This window comes from Niastella populi, from assembly GCF_002078015.1.
GTDB classification, from domain to species: domain Bacteria; phylum Bacteroidota; class Bacteroidia; order Chitinophagales; family Chitinophagaceae; genus Niastella; species Niastella populi.
Genome location: NZ_LWBP01000196.1, coordinates 1 through 26,071 on the forward strand (window position 1 = coordinate 1; position 26,071 = coordinate 26,071).

Consider the following 26,071-nt stretch of genomic DNA (forward strand, 5'->3'; position numbering starts at 1 on the left):
ATGTAAAGGCTGCTTTAATATATAAAGTAAGGCATTTGGTATATATAAAATATACGGGGTCATCAAAAATATACTTTAGCCGAAAGTATTAACGTGTAATGAACGTAAATGTTATTGACAATTATTCCAAAGTCAAACCATCTTTATTTTCCTTGCCCATATCCCTGTTAATTGCAATAGTTTTATTTTTATTCAACAGGGATTCTTTACATACCGATAAATATGTACAGATTCAAAAGGACAGTTTCCTTTTTATTAATTATCATTTAGGCCAATTCTCAGATATCATCTACAATATTACCCAATTAGGGGATGCTTCAATTATTTTGTCGTTTTTAAGTATTTTCATTTTGTATGCGCCTAAAATATGGGAGTCATTAATATCTGCATCGCTGGCTTCTCTTATATTTTCTGTCGGTTTAAAAAATATATTCCGGGTGCCCCGACCTGCCGTGGTATTTGATAATAATTGTTTTGTTATCATCGGAAAAAAAGCTGTTGGACATGCCAGTTTACCCTCCGGACACTCAATTACAGTCTTTACAACATTTACTGTTTTGTTGTTTGCATTTATGCCCGAAAAGCTGCCTTCTAAAATTTTATGGGTTCTTTTTACAATCATAACAGGATTCACTATTGCGTTTACAAGGGTAGGCGTAGGAGCACATTATCCGCTTGATGTTATTATTGGCAGTATTATCGGGTATATCTCGGGACTGGCAGGAATCTTTATCAGCCGGAAATATAAAATCTGGTCCTGGGTTAACCATAAAAAATACTATCCGATTTTTATTTTTTTAATACTGGCTTGTTGTGTGTCATTGATCAACCAGATAATCTGCAAAAATTTGATAATATTTTATTTGGCATTAATCGGCTTGATTGTTCCATTTTATAAAATAGTTTATGCGTTTATTAAAAAATAATATAAACATCGTTCACTTTTCTTTATTAATAAGTTGTCTTAATTTCTTATTCTTTCATTTTCCATTTTTCAAATTTGTTTTTAATAATATCGATCATAAAAGTCTTAACGGTATTACCATTATTATTTGTTTTATTATTCTAATGCTGGTTGCAAATTCCTTTGCCTTTTTTTTGATTTTCTTTTTATTCCGCTTTGTAGGAAAAATTATCCTGGTATTATTCTTTATTGTCAACGCAACTGCAGTTTACTTTGTCAATACTTACGGTGTTATAATAGACGAAAGTATGGTCGGTAATGTACTGAATACCAAATATGCTGAGGCGGCTGGTTTTTTTTCGCTAAAATTACTATTCTATGTAATTCTGCTTGGTGTTATTCCTGGCATTGTTATCATTAAAGCCAAAATAGTAAATGTAACATTCAGGCGATTTTTAATTATCACTTCAGCTGGTTTATTATTTATGTTAATTGTAGCGTTTGCCAATTCAAAAAACTGGTTGTGGATTGATAAAAATTCAAAAACATTAGGCGGGCTTGCAATGCCATGGAGTTACACAGTAAATCTTTCTCTTTTGTTTGTACATAAACAGCAGGAAAATGAAAAAGAAATATTATTGCCAGATGCTGCCATCAAAGATAACCAGAAATCGGTTGTAGTCTTAGTGATAGGAGAATCCGCCAGAAGTGAAAATTTTTCTTTATACGGGTACAGTAAAAATACAAATCCCCTTCTTTCAAAAACCCCTGGTATATTTCATTTTAATGCTACCTCTTGCGCCACCTACACCACTGCAGGTGTAAAGTGTATTTTAGAACATAAAAATACCGGCAAGTTGTATGAGATTTTACCCAATTATTTATATAGAAATGGCGTAGAGGTTGTGTGGAGAACTACAAATTGGGGAGAGCCGCCCGTTCATATAAAAAACTACCTGAACAAAGAAGCGCTGATGAAAGATTGTAAAGGCGATGGATGCGAATACGATGAAGTTCTTTTGAATAACCTGAAAGCGCAAATAGCAGCAAGTACAAAAACTAAGGTATTGATAATATTGCACACAAGTACAAGTCATGGACCTGAGTATAGCAGGAAATATCCACCTCAGTTCGAAACTTTTAAGCCCGTCTGCAATAGTGTTGAATTAGCAAAATGTTCTAATACTGAACTGGTAAATGCTTATGACAATACGATTGGGTATACCGATTATATTTTGCACAATGTGATAGAAGATTTAAAACAATTAAAGGAATATAAAAGTGCAATGATTTTTGTTTCCGACCATGGCGAATCTTTAGGAGAAAAAAATCTATACATGCATGGTTTGCCTTTGAGTCTGGCGCCGAAAGAACAATATGACATTCCTTTTATAGTTTGGACATCTGATAACAGTTTAAAACAACAGAAGACAGAAAATTCATTGTCACAAAACCATGTCTTTCATAGTGTTTTAAATTTTTTGGGCATACAAAGTCCTGTTTATAATGAGGAATTGAACATTTTTAAATAGCGGACGCAAACTAAAAACCCCTTCAGATCCAACGATCTGAAGGGGTCCTCTTTCAGCTTATTCTACATTTCATTTAATTTCTTAACGGCTTCCAAACCGCTTTGCTAAATTTCGACTTCCTATAAATACAGAAAAACCTTTTACCAAAAGGTAAAAAGTAAATTACCGGATATTTTTCCGTATTCTGCTTAGTGATTGCTGTGTTACGCCGAGATATGAGGCAATATACGACAAGGGAACACGATTAATGACCGAGGGATAATTTTCCAGAAACTCTACATATCGGGTGGTAGCATCCTGCGATATTACAGGACCTTTTCTTGATTTTTGGTACATACATAGCTGTACCATTTTATTTTTTATATTGTCCCACCCCACGATAATATGGGAGAGTTCCTCCCAATCTGTTTTGGAAAAAACAATAAGGCTGCAGTCTGTAGCGGCCTGAAGGTACTCTGAAGACGAAGTGTTTGCCTCAAAGTTCACGTAATCACACACCAGGCTGTTTTCCATGATAAAACAACGTGTAATTTCTTCTCCCTTATTGTTATAATAACAGCCCCGGATAACCCCGTCAACAATAAAGCCAACCTGTTTCGGAATTTTTCCGGCTTCAGAAAAGTAGTTGTCTTTCTTTATAGTTAGTGCTTTTCCTTTATTTACGATAAGTTCAATTTGTTGTTTGTTGAGGCTGCCAAATTTCAAAATGTATTGAATCAGTTCTTCCATGAAAACAGGTTAAAATGATGGTGTTCCTGCGAATTAAATCCTATCTGGTTATCTCTTTCCAATTTGTCATTCCGGCCTTCAGATCTCTTGTTCGACATCCAAAATTCGGGTATTAAACAGAGGAGCTATTTACCAAATGGTAAAAAATAATTTATGTGACTACCTTTGCGCATTGTGCTCAGGGGGCCCAATTCCCAAAGTTCGTATAGAATCTTATTTACTGACCTACCCTCCCCTGGCGGATCGCAGGATTCCGGGATTTAAGCGGCAGGGAATATTTTAATAGATGACACTAAAATACATTTCAGGACCTGGAAAAGAGAATTAAAATGAATTAGCCTTAATGAACTTTAGTTGAGAGCCTGTTAGAACAAGAGAAGAAGACCGGAAAAAGATAGTTATAGATAGGTTGTTCTCATTTCTTGGTCAATTTATATCTCACATGTGTTGTTAGGTCGGAAGGTATTACTTCAACAATTTGAATATCATAAATGTTTTGGTCAATACCATCAAATAGCCGGATGCCACTTCCTAAAAAAACAGGCGCAATATGAATGAAAAATTCATCGATAAGCCCTGCGTTGAGAAATTGTTGAATAGTATTGGCGCCTCCTTGTATTCTTATATCTTTTTCTCCGGCTGACTGTCTTGCTTTTTCTAATGCACTTTGTATTCCGTCATTGATGAAATAAAAAGTTGTTGTTCCCTTTTGAACCCACGGTTTCCGTTTTTCATGTGTTAGCACGTAAACATCTGTTTTGTATATATTCTCTTTCCAATGCACTTCGCCTTCTTCAAACATTCGTTTTCCCATGATATAGGAACCTGTTCTTGCAAATACGTCATCAATTAATTTACTGTCGGCACCATATTCATCGCCGCCTTCCATATTGATGTGTTTCCAAAATGCCTTTTGTTTAAACATCCAGGTATGAATTTTACCTGACACACCCCCCATTGGATTGCCCGGCCCCCTGTTTTCGCCGGCCAGAAAACCATCAAGCGATATTCCGCTATCAAAAATAATCTTACTCATATGCTTATTTATTAATTAGTGCTTTAATGTAGTGCTGAAGTCTGTTTAACGTTTGCTTACCCCCTTCAATGGCATTTACTTTTCTGTTAAGTTCATCAATGATCTCTTTAGACTTGAATGTTGATTTCATCGTGAGTAACGTTTTTCCCTCCACCTCTTCAAATGAAACCGTGACCTCAAAATTATATTCTGCGTCACTACCGGAATGTTTATAAGACAAAAGTGACGGTTTGATCACTTCTACATACGTTATCTTGTTATCCCAGTCCTTCCCCCATCCATGCATCAGAAAATCCCATGTTTTACCGGGTTCTACCTGCATCGATATGGTAGTCAGCGAGAAACCGTCTGGCCCCCACCATTCTTTAATATGCTCAGGGTTTGTCCATACTTCCCAAACCAAATCTCTTGGTGCATCAATAAGTCTTGTATGTATGAGCATATTTTCTTCTTGTCTGAATGTGTTGTATTCCATCTTTCTATTTTTTCTTTTTTTGAATTTTTGCCAGATAATCCTCTAACGAGTCAAATTTTTTGTCCCAATATTTCCGGTATTGATCTACCCATGCTGTTACTTCATTTAATTTTTCCAGCCTGGCTTCGCAATATCTCTCTCTGCCTTGTTGCTTAATCACAATAAGACCACATTCATTAAGGAATTGTAAATGCAGCGAAACTGCTTGTCGGGTAATATTAAATTCTTTGGCAATAGCGTTAACATTAAGAGATTCACGAGCCAACATATCAATAATTTGCCTACGGGTTGGATCTGCTATTGCCTGAAAAATATCTCTTATTGGCTTCATAATGCGCAAGGGAATTCTTGCAAATTTATGTGCAAGCGTTGACTTGCGCAAATTTTTTTGATATTTTAATTGTGTCGAAAATATCGAGCAGCTTGATTAGGTATGATAAATATATTCTTCTTTATAAAGAGTCCATGTACCCATTCAATATATTCCTGTGGGTATTCTCCTTTGGCAATGTAACCATTGAAATTTCCCATTCGTCTTCAAAATGGCCATTTATCAGTGTGCCGGAATAACGAATTTCTGAAGCTGGCTAGTTTTTGTCTATTACGGCGATATTGGGCCATAAAGGGTAACACCAGCTGCATCAATAGTATTTTTCGCTTTTTGGGGCCAATACAGAAAGGTTGCAGTATTTTGCTTAATAAACGCTATTCCAACCATGTCTAATATCGCACATCAAACAGATTGGAAAACCGAACCAATGCCCGATGAGACTGACAATTTACATTTTCACCGAATATTTTCGTCAGAAGAGTTCGAACGTGTAAGACTGGGCTTAGTTCCAAGAGAAATGGAAGATAAATGGTTCATTTATTACGAAAACCACATACTAAATATTCATCGTAGCTGGACAGGATTCCATATCTATAAAATTATCATGCAACCCCAGGAAGATAACACGTATGTGGTTACTAAAACAATAGTCAACAGGAACAAGGCACAGTATAATCAGCAAAATAATGCGTACGATGTTGCTTTCCTGAATTACCTTATTGCCCGCCTACTACTAGGAAAAGATGTTCCTTTTCCTATGCCAACGAATATATCCGAAGAAAACAACGCAATTTATAAGCATTCAATGGTTGGCTACGCAACGCCTGATACCACAAACATTGCAGGAAATGAACCGGTACAGATCAATTCCGGTGACAGACTGAGAGGTTGTCTGGCTGGCGGCGCCATCGGTGACGCCATAGGTAGCTTTTATGAAGGCCAATCGAACATAGAAAGGATAAATGCAGAGATGGTTCATGGTATAACTGACGATACGCAACTTACATTGGCTACCTGCGAATCCATTATCGAATCCGGACAGGTATCTGCAGCCAGCATTGCACATTACATGATCACCTGGTATAATAAAGGAAAATTGACCGGGCTTGGCGCCAGTACTCTGAAGGCACTGAGGGATTTACAGATGGGAGCTCATTGGGCGCTTGCCGGTCGGTCGGGAGAGTATGCTGCAGGCAATGGAGCCGCCATGCGCATCGCCCCACTTGCTTTTTTTATCAACCCGGAAACAGATAGAACACTTATTCGTGACGTGTGTAGTATCACGCATAAGAATGATGAAGCGTATGTTGGAAGTCTGGCAATCCTCTATTCTTTACATTACATTATAACAAACAAGTGGTTGCCTGGAATTAGTCTGCTGGAATTAATTACGCCCCAACTGCCGGATACCGCGGTACGGGATAATCTTTTAAAATTACAGGCAAATTCCTCATTAGGTATTCGCGAAGCGGCAGGTTTAGTGGGCACATCCGGACATGTTATTGAATCGGTACCTTTTTCCATTTTTGCGGCTGATAAGATCAGGGAAAGCAGTTTTGAAGAGGTGCTTACTGAAATCATACTTTGTGGCGGAGATACAGATACCAATGCTTCGCTTGCGGGGCAGATCATGGGCGCATTTATTGGATTGTCAAATTTTTCCAGGAGCGCATCCGGTATGTTCGCGAATATCAAGGAGTGCACCTATATTCTCGATACTGCACATAAATTGTCGAAAATGTTGAAAAAGCAATAACTCCGTTGAACGATGGACACCCTAAAACGAGACAATTGTTAATTTGCTTATTATTCACGCAGCTCAGAAACTACTTAATACTTCCCGACTCACAGCGTCCTTGCATATTTCACAAGCAACAGAGGGACAAATGCTTCATAGTTGGTATTGCAGTCTGTTGTCAACTGGTTTTACCGGGAAGTTGATGGTAATGTATGTTCACGAGCCATCTCTGCTCTCCATAATCTGCCGTGGGAAAACCATTAGTGGCACTTGGGAAGAGTTCAAGCACCGGCTGCCCCTGTTATTGAAGAAATTTGACTTCCAATCTTCTTTTATAGAGTCGGAAACGGGTCTTGCCGATGAGTATGTAGTATCTAAAACGAACAGCAGGTCGATGCTTGCTTATATAAATCAAATGAAAATTCATCTGGAAATTCATCTGGAAATTCATAGTCGCAGATTTGAAACTTATGAAAACATTTCACAGGATCTTTTGGAAGAAAGTATGATGAATTATCTCTATCAAACAGGCAACAAAAGTAACCCTTATAGAACTGCTATTGAATTTTGGAAAGATCAAAATGTAATATTATAAGCATGCGACATGTAACCAACAAAAATATATGGATCTGCTACTTTGTAGATTTCAGAGGCACCACCTACGTGCTGTATGGAACTGTTGACAAAACGAACAACACCTTATCGATTAACCTAAACAGTAACTCCAGCGTTGACATCGGCAATAGAGAATACAATTTCTAATGTCAAGCATATTTATATGGATACATTCAATGTTTGCAAGCTTCAACGCTGGATTAATAAGAATAGGGTTGACCACTTGATTTTGAACGACAAAATGGCAAAATCAGATCAGGAAGCTGAAAAGCATTTCCTTTTATATAGTTTTACAGCTGCCTTGGTAAAATATCAGTCATTGTTGAACGAAGAAAATAAAGGGAGATAAACAGACAGGAGGAAGCCGATTAAAACACATAGCATGCTTATCTGTCTTTATAAATTCGATTTCCTTCAATTGTGCGATAAGCAATAACCTTCATATATAGAACAGATGAATATTATATATTATGTCGCAAACCTCCTTGTGTTGCCACCTGCAATGTTCTTTGCCTATAATTTTTATAAATTCAGGGGAATGGAAATAAATTTTCGAAAACTTTGGATAAGTATAAGCATAATATCTTTAACGTTTATCGTAACAAGTCTTCAATTTGTTTTTCCTGAAATAATTAATACATTAGACCGCAACAAGGACGCTTTATTATCAGGTGAGGTATGGCGGTTGATTAGTCCTCTTTTTATCCAACCAATGGGAATATGGCAGTGCCTGTTTAACGGTGTTTTCTTTGTTGCATTTTTGCCGGTTGCGGAACATTTTTACGGTCGGCGTGTCGTGCTGGTCTATTTTGGGGCAGGCTTAGCGGGACAAATCGTTAACTTCTACTGGAATGCAGGCCGCGGCGGTTCATCGACAGCCCTATATGGAACCATGGGCTCATTGTTTATGTATATACTTCTTAACCGTAAAAATTTTCCACGGGGTTATATTTTAATACCAATGGCCGGTTTTTTGGGCGCAACCGTATTATGTTTTTTTGAAGACGGTCATGCTCCATCTTTATTGGTTGGTGGAGTTCTATCTTTAGCAATTCACCGAAATAGCCGCGTGATTTCGAACCAAAAAGAGCATTCAAATTTAACGACTTGAAGACTCCTGTAAATTTTTGTCGGGTGGGCTGGACAATTTCTAACCTGTTTATAAAAGATTTATTAGAAATTTCAGGAGCTTACGCATGGATTAAATATTTAACATAGGTAGGAGTTGTGCTCGCGCAAACGAAAAAACTTATCCATACTATTTTGACTTGGTGATACATTTAGCATTCCCAAAAAATTTTGTGGAATGTTCGTTTGCGATTCATTAACTTAGAAATAATTAAATTAATTAAAAGAAAGAATATGAGAGATAAAAATTCCATGAGTCAACTTGTGAAGTATTCTGGGCTCGGATTAGTCATTGGCGCCGTCGTGGGAATGATTATCGGAATGGTGTTTGGTTTAGAGAATGTTGGCCAAGGATTAATTTTTGGGTCGTTGATTGGAATTGTGTTCGGTCCTGCTGTAAGCATAATGATAGATGAACTCGGCAAGAAATAGAATGTTTTTCTTCTAATATTAATTATTGTTTATTTTAATGACTTTTATTGATTCTGTCTCAGCAGACATCGACGTCAGATAATCACTTATTTTATCAACCGTAGACAATTTAGAATCCGACGAAACTATATTGCCAGTGTTACCTATCATTATTTAAATCGAAAAGGATTCGAACTTTCACAACATTCACGGGTTTTCTTTGACTATGCGAGAAAGGTGATACAACTGCTTATCAGGCAATTGAGCAGTAGTCAAAGAATGGAGTTCAGAATCTGTTGATAACATAAAAGCCTTTTAAGCCATTAAACTTTATTTCGGGAAGCAAGAAAGCTCAATGAGGAAAGTAAGCAATATGATCCTGAAGATTATGTTCCTGATCTGGAAGAAAGAATCATTCGAATAACTAAACAGAAATGATACGGCCATGAATGAAGCACATAAACAATTTCAGGAAGTCTTCGATGAACTCTATGCGCTTACAATACACAAGAAAATGAAGTTCCTGGAAGCCCTAATGTTTTATTTTACAATTACCTCTCGTGGAATATGGTCAGATGATAAACCATCTGATGCTGAAAAAGTAGAAGCATTCAAATGGTTGAACGAGTTATCGCATAGAATTTGGAATTTACTGTTTGAGCTCCAACGAGGTGAAGACAGCGATAGTATCACCCGACTGCATGATAACATAAAGTTTTACGGGGAACAGTCTGGTTTATTGAGAAGCCATTTGCTGCCGACAACTTTAGCTGCATTCGAAAATTTTAAAGCAAGGATGTAGTGCCTGGCTGTCAAGAATGGAGAGATAATAACTGCTCAACAAACGTTTTTTATATAAAAATATAAGGATTCCCCAGGATACCGTTTATGATGTAACCTCTCTACCAATGCTCAGAATGAAATTTATTGTTGACACAGATGGGCAAATTCTTCGGGAGTATAGAATGCTATATAAAAATGAAAAAAGCCTTGAAACTCTTATCTGTAAATAATTTCAAGGCCTTTTAATTATGCTGGACAACTTAATCACCTACCAACCATAATACGTTGCAAACCCATTCCATCTATCCCGTTTTACTTTAATAAAACGCTTTTTCATCCATTGCTTTCTGTTCCTGGAAACAAGTTTCCAGTTGGCAGGATTCTTAACCTGGCTTGTGCCATCCGCCAAATACATATGTATATATGGATTGTCAATACAGGATTTCCAGAAGTTTGGATGCCATCTACAGCGGGGGCAAATTGCATATAAGTTTTTCCTTACCAGATTATAGGTCCGGCGGTGGGTTGTCTTTTTCAAACAATGGTGACGTTTCATGTGTAGTTATTTTGGTAACTACAAGCCGTCGAATTTCTTTTTCATGGAACTTATTATGATTGATTTAATAAAAAAAGGTCCTGATTTTTGTCAGAACCTTTCTTATTCGTCGGGTGGACTGGATTCGAACCAGCGACCCCTTGCACCCCATACAAGTGCGCTACCGGGCTGCGCCACCACCCGAACTTCAATGCACCAGTATTAAAAAATGAGCTTCTGGGCTGATTTTCAATACCCTTACATCGCTTTTGGGGTTGCAAATTTAGCTTAAAAAATTGATTTCCTGAAAAATATGGTATAAAATGATAAAATTTTTTATCTCTCTCCCCCGGTGGATCGGATTTTTTACGAAGATTAGATCTGCTACACTCCCACCCTTATCAACGGTATGCTGTTCAATTTACTTTTTCCAACATAAAAGCCGGCTTAATTCAATTCCTGATCCAGGTCTATGACCTCAAAGAGTTTTGCCGTGGGCATGCCCAACTGAAAGATTGCATGGGCTCTTGTTTTTTCCACCACAGGTTCTTTGCCCTGCAGGTTGTCGTTATAAATACTGTCCCACGTTGGTTGAAATTTGGCAGAAAATTCCGGGAAGATCTTATCGGGATGGAATTGGGCGAGTTTTGTAACCATCTCCCCTATTTTCTTGCCTGGAAACACATGGGCATACCGACTTTTTTGTAGCTAAATGGTAGCTTAGCCGCCTGGGTATTGTACACGGACCCTCCCAGACCACTACACGACTTTACTGCGGCATGACCAGTCGCATACAATACCCGGACTGGTTTTAGACAATGCGCTGAGTGGTCCCCTGCAAGTCTGCTACCATTAAGGTAGCGAAAACATACCTGTAATAATAGTTCAGAGAGGATTCCATGACTATTCAATACGGCTTTGGATGCCTTTATACCAGGGTTTCCTTCCCGTAAATGTCCCGTAAAGGTCTCGTAAATGTCCCGTAAAGGTCTCGTGAATGTCTTGTGAAGGTCTCGTGAATGTCTTGTGAAGGTCTTGTGAAAGTCTCGTGAATGTCTTGTGAGGATCTGGCGATATCCTGTGTAGTATGGACGAAGAGCAGATCAATAAATGCTTGTATAACCTCGTGTAATATACTAAAATTAGTTTATGATGCGTTCCATCCGCCATAATGTATGCAAAGGTTCGAATTACCTGCTGAAAGCGAACTTTCTGCCGGCGATAGCAGTATATGAGAAATCACCTGATACTATCGCTCAATTTGATCGTATTCACTGCCTGGCGTGCTGTTGCAGGCCGCGGTCACTGCTGATCGATCCTGCATTCACCTATACATCTTTTGGGTTTGAAGAAGCCGGTAACCAGTATCAGCGCTCCAAACAAAATAGCGGGCCAGCCTCCCTTATGGGCATAAACGATACCTGCCCCCATAAAAAATGCTCCCAGCAGCCACCGCAGCAGCCTGCTGAACCAGGTGATCAGTTTTTCATCTTTATTCATTGCTGATCGTTTTTAATATGTAACGTGAAGATAGCGGTTACGCAGGCCAGGCATGGTGATAAAGGTCACTGTAGCCACCAGGTAACACCCTGCCATTTGCAGCATCAGGGGTTTGCAGGGGTTCATCGCTCTTTTATACTGAACCGGGAAAAAATTGAAATACGACTACACGCCATGCTTTTGTAAAAGGGAAGATGATCGCGGTTTATCGAGAGGCAAACGCAGAAAAATGATTTGACAAATAGTTTTTAAAAATTCGCCCCCGTCAATGCTTGCAGGGGCGCACCATATATCCCTTTGAAGGGAACCCCATTTCCCCGATTTGTTTGTCCTTTGTAATTTCTATAACTATCCGGCCTCCCTGGCAGTAACTTTTAGCAGCACATATCAAACAAAGGAATATTAATTGAAAACTTTTCATGCCCATTTTTTGATGTGAGGTCGCTTAGAACTCAAATATAGGCGATGTTTATCTTTCCCGATGCAGCATGAAGGAAACCGGATAATAAGTTATTGAAACAAAGAAAAATCCCCGCTGCTTTTAACAACGGGGATGTATTTTATATTTCAAAAACTCAAAAAGCTACCACCTTTCTACCGCCAGCTTATGCGTGCTTACCAGGGCATTTTTTTCATTCAGAATGCGTATATAGTAAAAAGCCTGTGCCGTAATGGTAGGGATCTGTAATAGTACGGTTTGTCTTTGTGTTGTCAGCAATACTTTCTGTTTAACTACTTTTCTTCCCAGCGGATCTGCCAGTTCAATCGTGTATTTACCGGTGGGCAGGTCATTGAACTGAATATTTACTTCATCGAACAACACAGGATTGGGATATACCCTGATGTTGCCGGTTTTTAAAAGTGACTTGCCAAATAACATGACAGATGGGATGAGTTTTTTAGTGGCGAGCACATTACTGCTTGCCAGGTCGGCAATGCCATACAGGTCCTGTATGGCGGGCGAAGGCGAAGCCTTCCAGGTTGTATGGTCAACAATAAAGGATGCCGCTGTGTAAATCGAACTGCTGACAAGCAGTTTCCCGTTTTCGTTTATTGCAGCTCCATTGGTTGTAAATGCAGCCGGTAAACCTGTAATGGTTGCAAGGTAGGTTGCCAGCCTGGTTTCGATCTCGATCTTATAAACGCGGTTGCTGGCAGTAATTAGATAAAGGTTGCCTGCATCATCGGCAACCATATCGCCGCCAAGGTTGCTGCAGGTATTGTATACTGAGTTTTCCTTGTTACCGGGATCGTCTTTCAACCCGCCCATGTCGGTAAGAGATGGGTTGTTATTTGTTGTAAAGCGAATCAGCCGATTTTCGGAAGTAATAGTATAACCATACCCATCAGGCGTTATTACCAGCCTGTTAACAGGATCGTTGATCTTAAATGTATAATTCCCTGCCTTGCTAAAAGACAGGTCGGGCCCGGCAAAAACTTTCATGGTGGAAAGATCGATATACCTCAGCATGTCATCGCTCATAGACACATAAAACAGCCGGTTCGTTCGTTGGTCGAAAGCCATGGCTGCAATTCCGGAGTTTCCCCTGGGTGCAGCAGGATTATTGACCACAAAAGCGATGGGCAAAACCGGCGAGGCTGTTTTATCGCTAAACCTTTTGGCTGCCACATCATAATGAAGCAGCCCCCGGTCGTTCATGTTTAACAGCATCTGGCTTAATTTCCCCGTTCTCATATTCAGGGATCGCAAGGCAACCCAGTCGTTGCTTCCCTTACTGGCAGATGTGATGGCATAGGTGATCTTATCTGACTGACCGATAACAGCGGCCGGAAAGACAGCAAGCATCAGCATATATCTGATCATTTTGCACATAATCTTCTGTTTTAGACTTTATGTTTTAAGATGAGGCCGTATGGCAAACCGGAAATACGTTCTTTTTATGACAGAGGTGTTCTAAATGGGAAATATGACCTGAATTGGGAAAAGAATAAGGAACTAAAAGCTGCCGGATCAATTAAAGGATAATTGAATCAGCTGATCATATGGCTTCGCCACTCACGATCACAGTAACGGTAGATCAGCTTCTTACAAATTTAAATATTTTTATTTCACTGAAGCAAAATAGTTAATATGATCAGAAATAATTGGTTACAAACAATCCTGTCATAAAAATGATATCTTTAATCAGTTATTCAACATAGTTTCATTACCAACCAGACAGATATGAAATATTGGTGTTCGCTATCTTTCATTTTAATTTCATTTATTGCCTGCCAAACAAATACTACAGAAAGCTCCTTTATAGCCATTGAAGGGATCGATTCGACATACAGGCCGGGCGATAATTTTTTTAATTATGTAAATGCCAAATGGAACGATACGGCACAAATACCCCCCAGCCAGTCGGGCGTTGGCGCCTACCGGTTCATGAACTTTCAGCAGCGCCTCAGGTTGCAAAGTATCCTTGACAGTGTATCAAAAAGTAACAATGCGCCGGGCAGTCTTGAACAAAAGATCGGTGATTTCTATGCTTCAGGGATGGATACGAACAATATTGACCAACGCGGTTTTGAGCCGCTCAAAACCGGGTTACACCGGATCAATGGCATCAACAGTATTGCTGAGCTGATGACATTCATGGCAGAGCAGGCTAAATTGTCGAATGTATCTCTTATTGCATTTCATGTTTTACCCGATCAGGAGAATAGCAGCATGAATATGGGGCACATTTACCAGGCAGGTATCGGCATGCCCGACAGGGACTATTATTTCAACAACGATTCGGCCACCGTTTCCATCAGGCAGGCTTATAAAAAATACATTGGTGATCTTTTTACGTTAACCGGAAGCGATCCGGCTCTGGCAACCAAAAATGCTGAAATCGTTTATGATATAGAAAAGCAACTGGCTGCTTCGCATAAAACCAATATTGAAACGCGTGATGTAAAAGGCAATTTTCACAAAACAGCCCTGGCCGATCTGAATAAACAACAGGCGAATGTAGGCTGGACAACCTACTTCAACACCCTGGGAGCCACCGTAGATTCGTTGAATGTGGCCCAACCCCGTTATTACGATAAAGTGAACTCGCTCCTGAAAACGATCCCTCTTGCGAACTGGAAAATATACACGAAAGCGAATTATATCAATAATTATGCAGATTACCTAAGCAGGCCTTTTGTAAATGCATCCTTTGAATACAACAAAGCACTAACGGGGCAGGCTTTGCAAAAACCTCGTGGCGAGATGATGGCCAGCGCGGTGGATAGCTACCTGGGTCATGCTTTAGGCCAATTATATGTGAAACTGTATTTTTCCGATTCGGCTAAAAAGCGGATGCTCGAACTTGTGAATAACCTGCAGAAGGCTTTTTCCAACCGGATCGACCGGTTGAACTGGATGAGTGACAGCACCAGGCAAAAAGCTAAGGAAAAATTATTTGCCATTACCAAAAAGATCGGATATCCCGATAAGTGGCGCGATTACAGTCAGGTAACCGTTGTGAGAAATAGATATTTTGAAAACGTGGTATCGGCTGCTGCAAACAACGTGCGGTATAATCTTGCCAAACTGGGAAAACCGGTCGATAAAACCGAATGGTTCACTACACCATCTACTGTAACCGCTTATAATAATCCATACGCCAACGAAATTGTTTTCCCTGCCGGGATACTGCAGCCCCCCTATTTTGACAATAACGCCGATGACGCGCTTAACTATGGAGGTATCGGTATGGTTATAGGGCATGAGGTAACGCATACGTTTGATGACCAGGGTGCCCAGTTTGATAAAGACGGGAACGTAAAAAACTGGTGGACAAAGCGGGACTACGAAGCATTCAGGTCAAAAACGCAACAGGTGATTGACCAATACAGCAAATTCACCGTGCTTGACAGCATTCATGTGAAAGGTGAGCTTACCGTAGGAGAAAATACTGCGGATATAAGCGGCGTTGCCGTGGCGCTCGATGCTTTTAAAATGACCAAACAGGGACAGGATACCACAAAGATCGGCGGGTTTACTCCCATTCAGCGATTTTTCATTTCAGTGGCCAGGATCTGGCGGGTAAAAATGAAAGACGAATACCTTCGCTACTGGATAAATAATGATCCCCATTCACCACCCATGTGGCGGGTAAATGGCCCGCTCATGAACAACCCCGATTTTTACCTGGCTTTTAATGTGAAACCTGGCGAGATGATGTACCTCGACAGTAATAAACAGATCAGGGTCTGGTAATATGGAGATCCGGTTCATTTGCTCGTCAACTATCTGTTGCAGGCAATGCATCCATCGTAAAATGATGGTGATCCAGAATTATACTTACTGAGGCTTTCGGGTTATCTGACCACAGCCGGCAAAATATATTCTGTAATAATTCTGTTTACCTGCGGATGAGCATAGGACTGTCCATAGGCGCTGGCTGTTACTACAATAACCAGTGGCTGGTCTTTAAAAATTACGATGTGGTTTCCTCCGTTACCTGCACAATAAAAAGCCTCAAATGTTTTATTTTTAACCAGGAAAGTTTTATTCCAGAACAGGTAGCCATAATATTCATTGTTTCTGCCGCTTATGTGCCTGTGTTTTGTAAATGTCTTATTTACCCATTCCTTTGGGATAAGTTGCTCTCCATTCCATTTTCCCTCATTTTTATATAACTGCCCATACTTTGCAAAATCCAACGCGTTCATTTGAATGCCACCGGCTGTATTAGGCACTTTTTGCGGTGTATATTGCCACTTATAATTAGTAATGCCCAAAGGTTTAAACAGCTTCTCATTGGCATATTTTTCGAGTCCGCCGGGTACCCGCTTATTTAAAATATCACCCAGGAGAACGACTCCTGCAGTAAAATAATGCCAGCCTTTATTAATGGTGTCCTTTTTAATAGGTAAGTCTAATGTAAATTTTACCCAGTCACCTGTCGGATACATATTTTCTTCATTGCCGGGCGATTTACCATCCGCATCGTTACCATCAAAAACAGCACTCATCGTAAGCAGATCTTCAAGCGTTTCATTTTCTTTTTGTAAGGAATAATTTTTATAAGAATGTAAATTGTAAAATTCTGCCAGTTTTTGATCTTCCGATTGTAAATACTTTTCATGGATGGCTATGCCCGTTATGGTCGATGCAAACGATTTGCCCACCGACCTGGGATTATGCAGGGTATTACGGGTTTCGCCATTGAAATATTCCTCAATTAACAGTTTTCCATTTTTGATGACAATGATGCTATTGATTTTCTTAAAAACACCTTCCGCTATATTGCCTTTCAATTCTTTGATCCTGTTTTTATCAAAATCATCGTTTGCAACCTCAAAACCGTTATATGCTTTAACCCGGCCAAGCCTGATTTTTGATATATCAATAACCGGCTTTCTTTCAACAACCAGGTTGAGTTCACCCGCGGCAATTAATTCACCCGGTTTAACCTCATCCATTTTCAGGTAAGGTCTTATTTCCATCTTCAGGGTATGGCTGCCCTCCGTTAAAGCACTGTCGCCGCCGTAATGCATAAACCTGTTCCAGGAAGATTCGCTCCATAGTCCATATCCATTGTCGTTATTGATAAGGGGTTTGTTAATGACAGTTGCACTATCCTGAATTTTGGCATAAGGAGCTCCGGGGTATAGGTTAGTTGTATAGATCAATTTGCCATCGACAAAGAAAGCAAACTGATAGTTACCGATCTTAACAAGTGAATCGGCCGGTAAAGCAGGGGCTATACGATGTAAATAGTTTGTTATTGAATTACCCATAAAAGCAACAAAATAAAGATCGCTTTTATTGGTTAGCTTATAGGTATTTGCAAAATCACCCTTTTTCAGATGAGAAAGCGGGATGTGCTTTGAAGTAAAAAAGATCTTACCTATATTATCACGGTGCAGCCCGGAAGTTATGCCCTCCGTTCTTACTATGTTTTCCGTTTGGGCATATATATGTGATGAACTGATAATAGTTAACCATGATATTAAAATAAAATGATTCATGTTAAAGTATGTAGCACAAATCTACCTTTGCGGCTGCAACAAAAATAGAATGAAATTAACATCAGCCGGGTTTAGTGCTGTATTAGTTTTTTGTATGTAAGCGGAGTAACGCCCATTATCTTTTTAAAACACCGGTTGAAATGACTTTGGTCGGCAAAACCGCATTCAAACGCTATTTCGGTCAAAGGCAATTGTTTATTGGACAATAAAGCCAGGGATTTTTCTACTCTTAATTTTCTTACATATTCTCCCAGCGTACAATGAAAGTATTTTGGAAAATACCTTGAAAGGTGAACCGGATGGATGTCTAAGGTTTTCACCAGGTCTTCAAGCGTGTGACTTTTACAACACTCATCGTGCAGGATCTCCTTTACTTTACCTGCCCATGCGGGATCATTGTTAGGTTTAACCTCATAATTGCGAAACAGCAATGATAATACCTGCAGAAGCAAACTTTGGATAGAAAGGGACGCTACGTCGTCGTAGCTCTTTGTTTCTTTGAATATTTTATAGAATAAAAACCGGGTATCAGGATCTGATATCTTAATGCTTCCCTCCAATGCAGCTATATTGAAAGAAAAATTCCTGAACCAGGTGTTTTTCAATTCAAGATGAAACCCTCTTGTAAAACCTTCCGGTTTTATATTATAATGAGCTTCCTGCCAGTTATGAAACAGTAAGCTGCCTGCCGAACAATTGTAGATCTCTTTTTTATTGCCTTCAATTACATTTCCCTGGAGAATAAAAGTAAAGTAAGCGTTTTCGTGATAATGCCAATCTACTTTGGGAAGTGTGTATTCGGTATCGGTTAAAGTAATACCATTCAGGTGAATAGTCTTATTTGTTTGCCCGTAAAACTGTCCGGTGTGTAAAAGGTTCATTAAATTTAATTAGTTAGTAGCAACTTAATAAATTGAGGTACCTACAAAATACGTGATAAAATTGTATGATGATTATTTCTCTGCCCTGATGAATTGTTGGCCCCGTAAAACGTAAATGCCGGGTTGGTGATCGGGCATTGAAAAAGAGCAGGCATTTTTTTCTTCTTTGATCCTGTTGACCGTTTCGTTGTCATACATAACGGAATTATTTACTTGTAACCGGCTGATAACTACCTTACCCTCATTTGTTACAGAAAAGGTATAACGGTAAGAACAGGTTACTTTCCGTGTTCTTAAATCAGATGAATATGTACCACTGTAGAAGCCTGTGTGTTCCTCATTGTAATAAACACTCTGTGCTGCAAACAGTTTCTTGCCCGTATTCAAATTCCAGATCTCATGTTTGGTAAATTTATTACTGAAACTTCCTCCCGGCGACCCGCCATAACTGTGGGAGAACTGGGTGGACCAGCTTAATACCACTTCTTTCAAACCCTTTTTGTCAATTTGAACAGTTTGAATGAAACAGGTATCCCCGATATAACTATCTCCCTCTCGCGCTATGGACAACGTATCCCAGCTTTTTCCATTTCTGTAAATAAACAACTCCTTCCCATCGCCGTTGTTATCAACCAGTAAACAGACTCTTACCGAACCATCGGTTGACCTGCCAATTTGCGTTAAAAAGCCGGGGGTGCCTGTTTGTTGGCTGTAAAGGGAAACGGATATACTGGTTAGCAGGAATAAAATTACAGGTTTCATATAAGTTAAATGCGTTATGCAACAGGGTTATAGTTTCCGGTTTCCAAAATGCGGAAAACAACAGAGACTATCAATAGACAACCTGTTATAAAATATCTAATGTTACAGGCAATACAATTTACCGGTCTGATTTTAGTTTACATTAAACCAGACTCATACCGGTAGCAGCAAAAAAAACCTATTTCTATTACTTCATAAATTTCCTGTTTATAACTTTCTGGCCGTTATGTATTTTTAACAAATAAACACCAGGTAAAAAGCCGGTCACATCCACTGTGGTGCGGTTACCGGTAAGTGTAGAAGTCAATACCAGTCTTCCCAGGTTATCAAAGATCAACATCCCGGCATCTTTGTATTGTCCGGTTTCAATATTCAGAAGTTTACTTATTTATTGCCAATTTCTTCTGCCAGGCCAATAAGTATACCTTCTATGCCGCGAATGTAGCATAGCCGGTATACATCCTCATATTGAACCACTTCACCAACGAGTTGGGCGCCATGTTTACTTAACCTGGTTACCATTTCATCGATATTTTCAACATTGAACATTACGCGCAGGTAGCCGAGTGCATTCACTGGTGCATTGCGGTGATCTGAGATGGTTGAAGGGGTGAGAAACCGGGAAAGTTCGAGCCGGCTATGACCATCGGGGGTAACCATCATGGCAATCTCAACTTTTTGAGCGCCCAGTCCGGTAACGCGGCCAGCCCACTCCCCTTCTACATTGCCCCGCCCTTCGAGCTTTAGTCCGAGCTCAGTGAAAAATGATATGGCTTCATCGAGTGATTCTACAACGATGCCTACATTGTGCATACTTAGCAATTTGCTTTTTGCCATTATGTTATATTTTATGCGTCAGGTATTTTTCATTTTTGTACCGGTAATGAAACCCGGGTAAAGATAAAAAAGCCCGGAAATTTTTTCCCGGGCTTTTTTATAGCCAATTAACCCAACTGTAAATGTTTTTCGCTGCGGGTTATGCTTTATCAGTTAACTATAAAAGGATTGAATGTTTCCATTTTTACGCCCCTGTCGCGTAATACGATGGTATCTTTAAACATATGCGCCGTTGTACCAAAATCTGCCTGGTACTGCAGGTATATCACATCGCGCTTTTCATTCCCCCACATATCGCCCTTCTTTACCAGCGCACCTGCGCCCGTGATGGCATAAGATGCTGCCGCGGGGCTGGAGATCGTGCATTTGCCCTGGCTATCGAAACGCAGGATCAGCTGGAACGGCACATTGACATTACCCCGGTTCTTTGCATTCAGGGATACAGTTACTTCGTTCATGGCTGTCGTTACCAAACTGCATAACTCATCTTTTTCAACATATTGGGCATGATACATTACCGTTGTATCCAGCGCGGTATTGCCGCCGGTTCCTTTTACATTATCCAGGCCCCTGCGCAAATAGATGCCATGGTAAGGATTGATATATTTGATTGCATAAAGAATATAATCTTTTGGCGGGGTTATCCATTCGCCGGGGTTTCGCCTGTCGGCATCCTTGTTGCTGCTTTTACCACTGAGTACTGAATCCGCATTTTGTACACCGGTTATGCGCAGCGGAATAACAAAGGTGTTTTTTACAGCACGGGGATCCTGAAAAAATGCATCTGTTAGCTGAACTTCCAGTGCGCCCATTAATTCGCCTGCAGGAATGACGATCTTTTGATCTTTCGCTGCCGGCAGCCTGTAGTAGTTATCTGGCATGTACAACACATTATCGCCTGTGGCCGCATCAAATTTAAGCTGGCGTGCTAGGGCCGTATCAACCACCACACTCAATGTAACGTCTTTTTTGTTTTCATACACGCCGCCCATCGCTGCCATGATAAGGCATTTATGGTCGTTGTCGAGTGAGTTATCAAAGATATCTTCCCCAAGCACCAGGGTTTTAACTGGTGACTGATAGGGAAAATATACGGTTGTGTATTTATAATCGGGAAACACGGAATCTTTATTCGAACAGGAATAACAGATCACCAGAACAATGCATAACAACAATATTATCTTTTTCATCTGAAAAATTTTTAATGGTTTTTGGCCAGATGCCCGCCTGCCCGGCCGGGCAGGGAACTTACCATCCCCGGTTTTGTATCAGGTCTTCTTTCAGGACATCGTTATAAGGCAGCGGGCCGTAATACATATAGTCTGCATACTGCCTGTTTTCAACAGCACTTATTGTATAGGTATTATTATCAATGCGCACTCCTTTGGCTGGCTCCGTAATGTTTTCCTTCCACCGGCGAAGGTCCCAGAAACGGAAACCTTCAAAACACAGTTCGAGGCGCCTTTCGTTATGGATGAGGGTTCTCATTTCTTCTTTGCCGGTAATGGATGACAGGAAATTGTCGGGCTGCGTAATGCCTGCCCTTTTTCGTATTGCTGCAATGACATCGCGGGCTGAATAATTGTGTGTTCCTTTACCATCAGGGCCCCAGGCTTCATTGGCTGCTTCGGCATATGCCAGGAACATTTCGGTATACCTGATGTATGGTACGTAATGGCGCTGGGTGTTTGTACCTGCAGGATTCAGATTTACATCTTCACGCAACAACTTGCGCATATAAAAACCGGTGCGTGTGGAAGTGGAAATAGCATTTAATCCGTCATTCGAAGTACCGATACCGGTATAAACAGATGCGCCGCCGGGTCCCATCTTACTTCCATTTACCACAATGTAAAGTGCCAAACGGGGGTCGCGGTTGTTATAGGGATTGTTTGCATCATAGCCGCTGTTTGCATCGGCAATAGGATAACCATTGGCCATGGGGAAAGCATCTACCAGGTTCTGTGTTGGGTTCACCCGTCCATTCCCATATAACGTAGGTGGATAATTGTCTCTTTCGAGGTTATTGCCATCACCGACGTTCCCGCGCCACAGCACTTCTTTTGGATTAATGCCTGCCGCCAGTCCGTTTATTTCACCTGCATTGCGGCTTGCATACCAGTATACGCCGTTATTTGCCATACCTGCTATACCGCCGATCAGATCGAGCACCGCTGCGGCATCGCCGGCAGCCTTTGCCCATGTTACGGTCGTTGCCTGATTGAATGCTGCACTGGCAGCCAGTAACGATACTTTCGCCCTGATACCCCTGGCAATACGCGCTGTCATCCGTTGCGCATTATACGCCCCAAATACGCGGTTGTAATCGGCCAGCGTGGTTTTACCTGCGTATTTTGCCGGGATACTAGCGGCAGAAGCAATGTTCTCGTAATCGAGCGGCAGATAACTTTCTGCCATGCCCAGGTCGGTATAGATCTGTTGCACGCATTCTTCAAATGTATTTCGCGGCAGTTTGAAGTTTGATTTACTATCGAGCGGCTCCGTGATGATGGGCACGCCCAACAGTCTGTTATCCGCCGACCAGCCGCCATGCGCCTGTAACAGAAGATACATAAAGAGTGCCCGCAACCCATGTGCTTCTCCTTTAACCCGGTCGTTGAACATTTCTTTGGTGAATTGTCCCGATGTTGCCCAGTTTACTTTGTCGGCTTCGGCTAAAATTATATTCAGGTACTGGATGGCGGCAAAAGCGCCGGTATACTGGTCCATCGGATTGTTGATAGATGACCAGTTACCGGTTGCCATCAACCGGAAATTGTTGTTTGGATTATTCGACACCGCATCGTCTGTGGCCACGTCATTGAAGGAGTAACTCCCCAAGGGCAGCCGTACATAGCCATTCAACAACAGGCCTTCTGCAAATGCAGCGTCGTTATATATATCGTTTAGCCCGCGGTTATTTTCATCGGCGGGAGAAAGTATTTTTTTGCAACCGCAGAGAAAAATGCCTAAGGCAAACAGGTAATTCAAATTAGCTTTCATAAAAATTAATTATTTGGAAATTAACCCTAGAATTCACCTTTAACACCAAAATTGAAAAAGCGGGTTTGTGGCAGTGTACCAATATTCAATTCCATAAGCTCCCTGTTCTTGGCGATCGTGAGCAGATCACTGCCGCTGACATACAGGCTCAATCCCCTTACAAATGACTGCTGCAATATTTTCTGCGGGAAAGCCCAGGTTAACTGCACTTTGGAAATATTGATTCGATCGGTACTGTACGTCCAGAAATCGGAAAACCGGAAGTTGTTACCGCTGCCGAGTGTCGACAACCGCGGATAACCGGCTGCATGTTTTGTAGCTTCCGTCCAGCTATTGCGCACAACCGCTGAATATTTAACGGCGCCGGTCACCCAGTGGTAATCGCCGCTTCTGATGCCTGTACCACCGAACGATGCGGTGCCCAACACAAAAAGAGTGAGGTTTTTCCATTGCGCGGTAACATGTATACCACCTGTAAAGGGACTGCCCCAGCGGCCTATCATCACTTCATCTTTCTCGTCAATTACCTTGTCGCCATTCTGATCTGCATACCTGATATCGCCGGGTTTTACCGTTCCGAACCTTTGTATTTCATGATCATCTATTTCATCCTGACCGGCAAACAATCCCCGGCTTTGCAGGCCAAAGATTGCATCAACCGGTTTGCCGGCCCGGTTGCGATAGCTATCGGGAAACAGCTCATCGCGTTTCAGGGCTTTTGTTGCAACATAGGTGCCGGCCGCCCCGATAGTAAGTTTTACTGCGCCCACGTTTTCATGAAAGTTCACCTGGAAGTCGAACCCCTGGTAACGGTTGGCCGCGAAGTTGGCATAAGGAACAAAAGATGTTTCGGGAAAACCGGTAAAAAAGTAGCCGGGATACAGACTGTAGTTCTGTACCGGCATTCCATCTTTCTTTATATAAAACAAACTGGCCAGGAAATCGAGTTTGCTTTTAAACAATGACCCCTCCACACTTACATTTATTTCCTTTCTTTTAGCATAGGTAAGAGCCAGGTTTTCACCACGCGATATGGTGGTTGTGCGGTTGGTGTAAGTACCATCTGCCCAGGAATAGAAAGCCGTAGGTGAATAAACGGCATTGTATAAATAGTAACCGTTAGCGGAAAAATCGAGATCGGTATTCACAATACCGGCAGCTGCCGTCAGTTTCAGGCGGTCGACCACACCTGAGCCTTTCAGAAAACGTTCTTCGTTCAACAGCCAGCCGAGGCTTACGGTTGGTGAAAAAGCAACGCGTGTGGCTGCAGGCAACCTGGTGCTATTGACAACCGCCCCGGTGAACTCAGCATAATACTTATGATCATAATTGTATGCCAGTTGCAAACCGGCATTGGCATTGGTGCGGTACTGGTAGTCGCCGGTCTGGCGGCGCCGCAAGCCATCAGCCATCAGCATGGCAGACAGGTTATGTTTTTGCCCGAAGGTATTTACATAGTCGAGGTGTACGTTGAAATCAATCAGTTGATCGCTCCACGTATTGCTCAGGTTCTGCGTGCCGGGTTTACTGTCTTTATTGAACATGGCCAGTTGAGCGATGGTATCTCCGGCTGCAGTGCTTGTCCAGGTGGGTACATAGATGGCATAACTATTATTTACAGATTCATTATATGTATTGGAATAATCAATGCTCATTTGTCCATGAAATGACAATCCTTTTAATACATTTTTAAGATCAACGTCGATGCCGCTTGTGTACTGGAACTGGCGGCTGGTAAAAATATTATACCCGGCGGCATACACATCGGAAATAGGATTCGTAAGGAATTGCTGTGTGCCGCTCAACAGGTATTGGCCGTCGATAATATTACGGCTGCCGCTCACCAGTGTTTGAGCGTTCTTTGAGCCGGCGCTAACGGAACTAACAGGAATAAGCGGTGCAAACCGGTGCGGTTGTAAACTATCGGCCCGTTGCCAGTAATTGCCCAACGCATTCCTGTTCGTGTAAAAAACGGTTGATACATTTACATAGGTGCTGATGTAATCGTTTAATTTCAGGTCGATATTACCGCGTAGATTAAGACGGGTATTATGTTCTTTTTTGCCTTCGCCAAAATTCAGTAATGAATTCTGATTTTGAAAACCTGCCAGGGCATAAAAACGGGCCCGCCCGGTACCGCTTGAGAATTCGGCATTGGCTGAATGGGTATTATAAACCTTGCGCAAATAATCTGATGAAAAATAGTTTACATCGGGATAACGGTATGGATTGGAACCGGCAGCGTGCCGTGCAATGGTTGAATCGGCATACAATGCAGGCAACCCGTCATTTTTCAAAGCCTGATTATAAAAGCGCATATACTCGGCCGATCCAAGGAAATCGGGATATGATTTCGGTACGTTGATGCCGCTGTTGGCGCGCACATTGATGATGGCTGCACCGGCCCTGCCCCGTTTGGTGGTGATCAGCATTACGCCATTGGCAGCGCGGCTTCCATACAACACGACCGCGTTGGCGCCTTTTAAAAAACTTATTTGTTCAATTTCGTTTGCGGTTATATCGTTAACAGAACGGGGCACGCCATCTATAAGCACGAGCGGCGCGCCGATGTTCCAGAAGTTGTTGCCTCCCACAAATGCTGCCGATCCCTCCAACGGATAGTTTCCGAAATTTTTGTCGAGGTATTGTGGCGGGTTTATAATCGAAATGGCGCCGGGCAGCTCTTTTTTATCAACCGTTCTGTAAGCTATATGTACTGCAGAGTCGCGGCCGGGGGTTGGTATGTTTGGGTTGGCTTCCGTTTGCGCCTGCCCTTTTACGCTAACACCGCTATACAACGCACCGCAAACGAACATTCCGGCCAGGATATTTTTATTCATTATTTTCTTTTTTGGCGTTAAGTACTAACAGGTTTTTTGATTTCGGGATTTATGATTTAAAATCTCAAAATCT

General features: G+C 41.2%; 25 protein-coding genes and 1 tRNA gene. 10 read left to right on the forward strand and 16 right to left on the reverse strand.

Going from position 1 to position 26,071, the window contains the following annotated elements; all coding sequences use genetic code 11:
• The first annotated feature begins 98 nt into the window (after positions 1-98).
• Positions 99-926: a phosphatase PAP2 family protein gene (locus A4R26_RS21010; protein WP_081167990.1), complete on the forward strand. Its 828-nt coding sequence runs from the start codon at positions 99-101 to the stop codon at positions 924-926.
• The gene (gene eptA / locus A4R26_RS21015) at positions 907-2,436 is read left to right on the forward strand and encodes a phosphoethanolamine--lipid A transferase EptA (RefSeq protein ID WP_081167994.1); all 1,530 of its coding nucleotides are present in this window, start codon (positions 907-909) and stop codon (positions 2,434-2,436) included. Before A4R26_RS21010 ends, eptA begins: the two co-directional genes overlap by 20 nt.
• 162 nt (positions 2,437-2,598) lie before the next feature.
• On the opposite strand, the gene A4R26_RS21020 is transcribed toward eptA, so the two are convergent.
• The 4 genes from A4R26_RS21020 to A4R26_RS21035 all read right to left on the reverse strand — a co-directional run bounded on the left by A4R26_RS21020 (position 2,599) and on the right by A4R26_RS21035 (position 5,058).
• The gene (locus A4R26_RS21020; RefSeq protein ID WP_081167997.1) at positions 2,599-3,165 is read right to left on the reverse strand and encodes a Crp/Fnr family transcriptional regulator; all 567 of its coding nucleotides are present in this window, start codon (positions 3,163-3,165) and stop codon (positions 2,599-2,601) included.
• A 415-nt stretch (positions 3,166-3,580) separates the two neighbouring features.
• Entirely contained in the window at positions 3,581-4,201 is a 621-nt protein-coding gene (locus A4R26_RS21025; RefSeq protein ID WP_081168001.1) for a dihydrofolate reductase family protein, read from the reverse strand.
• Positions 4,202-4,205: 4 nt separating this feature from the next.
• Positions 4,206-4,676 carry an SRPBCC domain-containing protein gene (locus A4R26_RS21030; RefSeq protein WP_081168005.1) on the reverse strand — a complete coding sequence of 157 codons (471 nt, stop codon included), beginning with the start codon at positions 4,674-4,676 and terminating at the stop codon, positions 4,206-4,208.
• Positions 4,677-4,680: 4 nt separating this feature from the next.
• Positions 4,681-5,058, reverse strand: coding sequence for an ArsR/SmtB family transcription factor (locus tag A4R26_RS21035; protein WP_242674976.1), 378 nt, complete (start codon positions 5,056-5,058; stop codon positions 4,681-4,683).
• Positions 5,059-5,392: 334 nt separating this feature from the next.
• Here A4R26_RS21035 and A4R26_RS21040 point away from each other — a divergent pair, with 334 nt between their 5' ends.
• The 7 genes from A4R26_RS21040 (at position 5,393) to A4R26_RS21065 (ending at position 9,701) form a co-directional block, all read left to right on the forward strand.
• Positions 5,393-6,763: an ADP-ribosylglycohydrolase family protein gene (locus tag A4R26_RS21040; RefSeq protein WP_081168009.1), complete on the forward strand. Its 1,371-nt coding sequence runs from the start codon at positions 5,393-5,395 to the stop codon at positions 6,761-6,763.
• 43 nt (positions 6,764-6,806) lie between these two features.
• Positions 6,807-7,340: a DUF6933 domain-containing protein gene (locus A4R26_RS21045; RefSeq protein WP_081168013.1), complete on the forward strand. Its 534-nt coding sequence runs from the start codon at positions 6,807-6,809 to the stop codon at positions 7,338-7,340.
• 2 nt (positions 7,341-7,342) lie between these two features.
• Positions 7,343-7,507 carry a hypothetical protein gene (locus A4R26_RS35075; protein ID WP_165760359.1) on the forward strand — a complete coding sequence of 55 codons (165 nt, stop codon included), beginning with the start codon at positions 7,343-7,345 and terminating at the stop codon, positions 7,505-7,507.
• 16 nt (positions 7,508-7,523) lie between these two features.
• Positions 7,524-7,709: a hypothetical protein gene (locus A4R26_RS21050; RefSeq protein WP_081168016.1), complete on the forward strand. Its 186-nt coding sequence runs from the start codon at positions 7,524-7,526 to the stop codon at positions 7,707-7,709.
• 105 nt (positions 7,710-7,814) lie between these two features.
• Entirely contained in the window at positions 7,815-8,471 is a 657-nt protein-coding gene (locus A4R26_RS21055; protein ID WP_081168020.1) for a rhomboid family protein, read from the forward strand.
• Between the two features lie 251 nt (positions 8,472-8,722).
• Entirely contained in the window at positions 8,723-8,920 is a 198-nt protein-coding gene (locus tag A4R26_RS21060) for a hypothetical protein (protein ID WP_081168024.1), read from the forward strand.
• 424 nt (positions 8,921-9,344) lie between these two features.
• Positions 9,345-9,701 (forward strand): hypothetical protein, encoded by a 357-nt coding sequence (locus tag A4R26_RS21065; RefSeq protein WP_081168028.1) that lies wholly within the window; start codon positions 9,345-9,347, stop codon positions 9,699-9,701.
• Between the two features lie 646 nt (positions 9,702-10,347).
• Here A4R26_RS21065 and A4R26_RS21070 read toward each other — a convergent pair.
• The 4 genes from A4R26_RS21070 to A4R26_RS21085 all read right to left on the reverse strand — a co-directional run bounded on the left by A4R26_RS21070 (position 10,348) and on the right by A4R26_RS21085 (position 13,551).
• Positions 10,348-10,421: transfer RNA gene (locus A4R26_RS21070), tRNA-Pro, on the reverse strand.
• Positions 10,422-10,664: 243 nt separating this feature from the next.
• A complete protein-coding gene (locus tag A4R26_RS21075) occupies positions 10,665-10,874 on the reverse strand; it encodes a hypothetical protein (protein ID WP_081168031.1) in 210 nt (69 codons plus the stop codon).
• 645 nt (positions 10,875-11,519) lie between these two features.
• The gene (locus tag A4R26_RS21080; RefSeq protein WP_081168034.1) at positions 11,520-11,717 is read right to left on the reverse strand and encodes a hypothetical protein; all 198 of its coding nucleotides are present in this window, start codon (positions 11,715-11,717) and stop codon (positions 11,520-11,522) included.
• A gap of 583 nt (positions 11,718-12,300) precedes the next feature.
• Positions 12,301-13,551, reverse strand: coding sequence for a T9SS type A sorting domain-containing protein (locus tag A4R26_RS21085; protein ID WP_081168037.1), 1,251 nt, complete (start codon positions 13,549-13,551; stop codon positions 12,301-12,303).
• A 351-nt stretch (positions 13,552-13,902) separates the two neighbouring features.
• Here A4R26_RS21085 and A4R26_RS21090 point away from each other — a divergent pair, with 351 nt between their 5' ends.
• Positions 13,903-15,918, forward strand: a complete 2,016-nt coding sequence (locus A4R26_RS21090) for a M13 family metallopeptidase (protein WP_081168042.1) — start codon at positions 13,903-13,905, stop codon at positions 15,916-15,918.
• Between the two features lie 101 nt (positions 15,919-16,019).
• On the opposite strand, the gene A4R26_RS21095 is transcribed toward A4R26_RS21090, so the two are convergent.
• The 8 genes from A4R26_RS21095 to A4R26_RS21130 all read right to left on the reverse strand — a co-directional run bounded on the left by A4R26_RS21095 (position 16,020) and on the right by A4R26_RS21130 (position 25,998).
• On the reverse strand, positions 16,020-17,675 hold the full coding sequence (locus A4R26_RS21095) for a serine hydrolase domain-containing protein (RefSeq protein ID WP_081168045.1): 1,656 nt from the start codon (positions 17,673-17,675) through the stop codon (positions 16,020-16,022).
• 71 nt (positions 17,676-17,746) lie between these two features.
• On the reverse strand, positions 17,747-18,556 hold the full coding sequence (locus tag A4R26_RS21100) for a helix-turn-helix domain-containing protein (RefSeq protein ID WP_081168048.1): 810 nt from the start codon (positions 18,554-18,556) through the stop codon (positions 17,747-17,749).
• Positions 18,557-18,628: 72 nt separating this feature from the next.
• Positions 18,629-19,318 (reverse strand): hypothetical protein, encoded by a 690-nt coding sequence (locus A4R26_RS21105; protein ID WP_081168051.1) that lies wholly within the window; start codon positions 19,316-19,318, stop codon positions 18,629-18,631.
• Positions 19,319-19,505: 187 nt separating this feature from the next.
• Positions 19,506-19,706: a T9SS type A sorting domain-containing protein gene (locus A4R26_RS21110; protein ID WP_341350291.1), complete on the reverse strand. Its 201-nt coding sequence runs from the start codon at positions 19,704-19,706 to the stop codon at positions 19,506-19,508.
• Complete coding sequence (locus tag A4R26_RS21115) at positions 19,703-20,155, reverse strand: VOC family protein (RefSeq protein WP_081168057.1); 453 nt, start codon at positions 20,153-20,155, stop codon at positions 19,703-19,705. The genes A4R26_RS21110 and A4R26_RS21115 overlap by 4 nt, the downstream gene beginning before the upstream one ends.
• A gap of 149 nt (positions 20,156-20,304) precedes the next feature.
• Complete coding sequence (locus tag A4R26_RS21120) at positions 20,305-21,345, reverse strand: DUF5627 domain-containing protein (protein WP_081168060.1); 1,041 nt, start codon at positions 21,343-21,345, stop codon at positions 20,305-20,307.
• Positions 21,346-21,403: 58 nt separating this feature from the next.
• Entirely contained in the window at positions 21,404-23,158 is a 1,755-nt protein-coding gene (locus A4R26_RS21125; protein ID WP_081168063.1) for a RagB/SusD family nutrient uptake outer membrane protein, read from the reverse strand.
• Between the two features lie 26 nt (positions 23,159-23,184).
• Entirely contained in the window at positions 23,185-25,998 is a 2,814-nt protein-coding gene (locus tag A4R26_RS21130; RefSeq protein WP_242674977.1) for a SusC/RagA family TonB-linked outer membrane protein, read from the reverse strand.
• Positions 25,999-26,071 lie beyond the last annotated feature (73 nt).

Excerpts from the sequence above, each read along its gene's own strand:
- A4R26_RS21100 (WP_081168048.1), bottom strand. The coding sequence starts at position 18,556 with ATGAACCTTTTACACACCGGACAGTTTTACGGGCAAACAAATAAGACT.
- A4R26_RS21130 (WP_242674977.1), bottom strand. The coding sequence starts at position 25,998 with ATGAATAAAAATATCCTGGCCGGAATGTTCGTTTGCGGTGCGTTGTAT.
- A4R26_RS21010 (WP_081167990.1), top strand. The coding sequence starts at position 99 with ATGAACGTAAATGTTATTGACAATTATTCCAAAGTCAAACCATCTTTA.
- A4R26_RS21125 (WP_081168063.1), bottom strand. The coding sequence starts at position 23,158 with ATGAAAGCTAATTTGAATTACCTGTTTGCCTTAGGCATTTTTCTCTGC.
- A4R26_RS21025 (WP_081168001.1), bottom strand. The coding sequence starts at position 4,201 with ATGAGTAAGATTATTTTTGATAGCGGAATATCGCTTGATGGTTTTCTG.
- A4R26_RS21050 (WP_081168016.1), top strand. The coding sequence starts at position 7,524 with ATGGATACATTCAATGTTTGCAAGCTTCAACGCTGGATTAATAAGAAT.
- A4R26_RS21060 (WP_081168024.1), top strand. The coding sequence starts at position 8,723 with ATGAGAGATAAAAATTCCATGAGTCAACTTGTGAAGTATTCTGGGCTC.
- A4R26_RS21120 (WP_081168060.1), bottom strand. The coding sequence starts at position 21,345 with ATGAAAAAGATAATATTGTTGTTATGCATTGTTCTGGTGATCTGTTAT.
- A4R26_RS21040 (WP_081168009.1), top strand. The coding sequence starts at position 5,393 with ATGTCTAATATCGCACATCAAACAGATTGGAAAACCGAACCAATGCCC.
- A4R26_RS21020 (WP_081167997.1), bottom strand. The coding sequence starts at position 3,165 with ATGGAAGAACTGATTCAATACATTTTGAAATTTGGCAGCCTCAACAAA.
- eptA (WP_081167994.1), top strand. The coding sequence starts at position 907 with ATGCGTTTATTAAAAAATAATATAAACATCGTTCACTTTTCTTTATTA.
- A4R26_RS21065 (WP_081168028.1), top strand. The coding sequence starts at position 9,345 with ATGAATGAAGCACATAAACAATTTCAGGAAGTCTTCGATGAACTCTAT.
- A4R26_RS21115 (WP_081168057.1), bottom strand. The coding sequence starts at position 20,155 with ATGGCAAAAAGCAAATTGCTAAGTATGCACAATGTAGGCATCGTTGTA.
- A4R26_RS21105 (WP_081168051.1), bottom strand. The coding sequence starts at position 19,318 with ATGAAACCTGTAATTTTATTCCTGCTAACCAGTATATCCGTTTCCCTT.
- A4R26_RS21055 (WP_081168020.1), top strand. The coding sequence starts at position 7,815 with ATGAATATTATATATTATGTCGCAAACCTCCTTGTGTTGCCACCTGCA.
- A4R26_RS21080 (WP_081168034.1), bottom strand. The coding sequence starts at position 11,717 with ATGAATAAAGATGAAAAACTGATCACCTGGTTCAGCAGGCTGCTGCGG.
- A4R26_RS21095 (WP_081168045.1), bottom strand. The coding sequence starts at position 17,675 with ATGAATCATTTTATTTTAATATCATGGTTAACTATTATCAGTTCATCA.
- A4R26_RS21090 (WP_081168042.1), top strand. The coding sequence starts at position 13,903 with ATGAAATATTGGTGTTCGCTATCTTTCATTTTAATTTCATTTATTGCC.
- A4R26_RS35075 (WP_165760359.1), top strand. The coding sequence starts at position 7,343 with ATGCGACATGTAACCAACAAAAATATATGGATCTGCTACTTTGTAGAT.
- A4R26_RS21085 (WP_081168037.1), bottom strand. The coding sequence starts at position 13,551 with ATGTGCAAAATGATCAGATATATGCTGATGCTTGCTGTCTTTCCGGCC.
- A4R26_RS21030 (WP_081168005.1), bottom strand. The coding sequence starts at position 4,676 with ATGGAATACAACACATTCAGACAAGAAGAAAATATGCTCATACATACA.
- A4R26_RS21075 (WP_081168031.1), bottom strand. The coding sequence starts at position 10,874 with ATGGTTACAAAACTCGCCCAATTCCATCCCGATAAGATCTTCCCGGAA.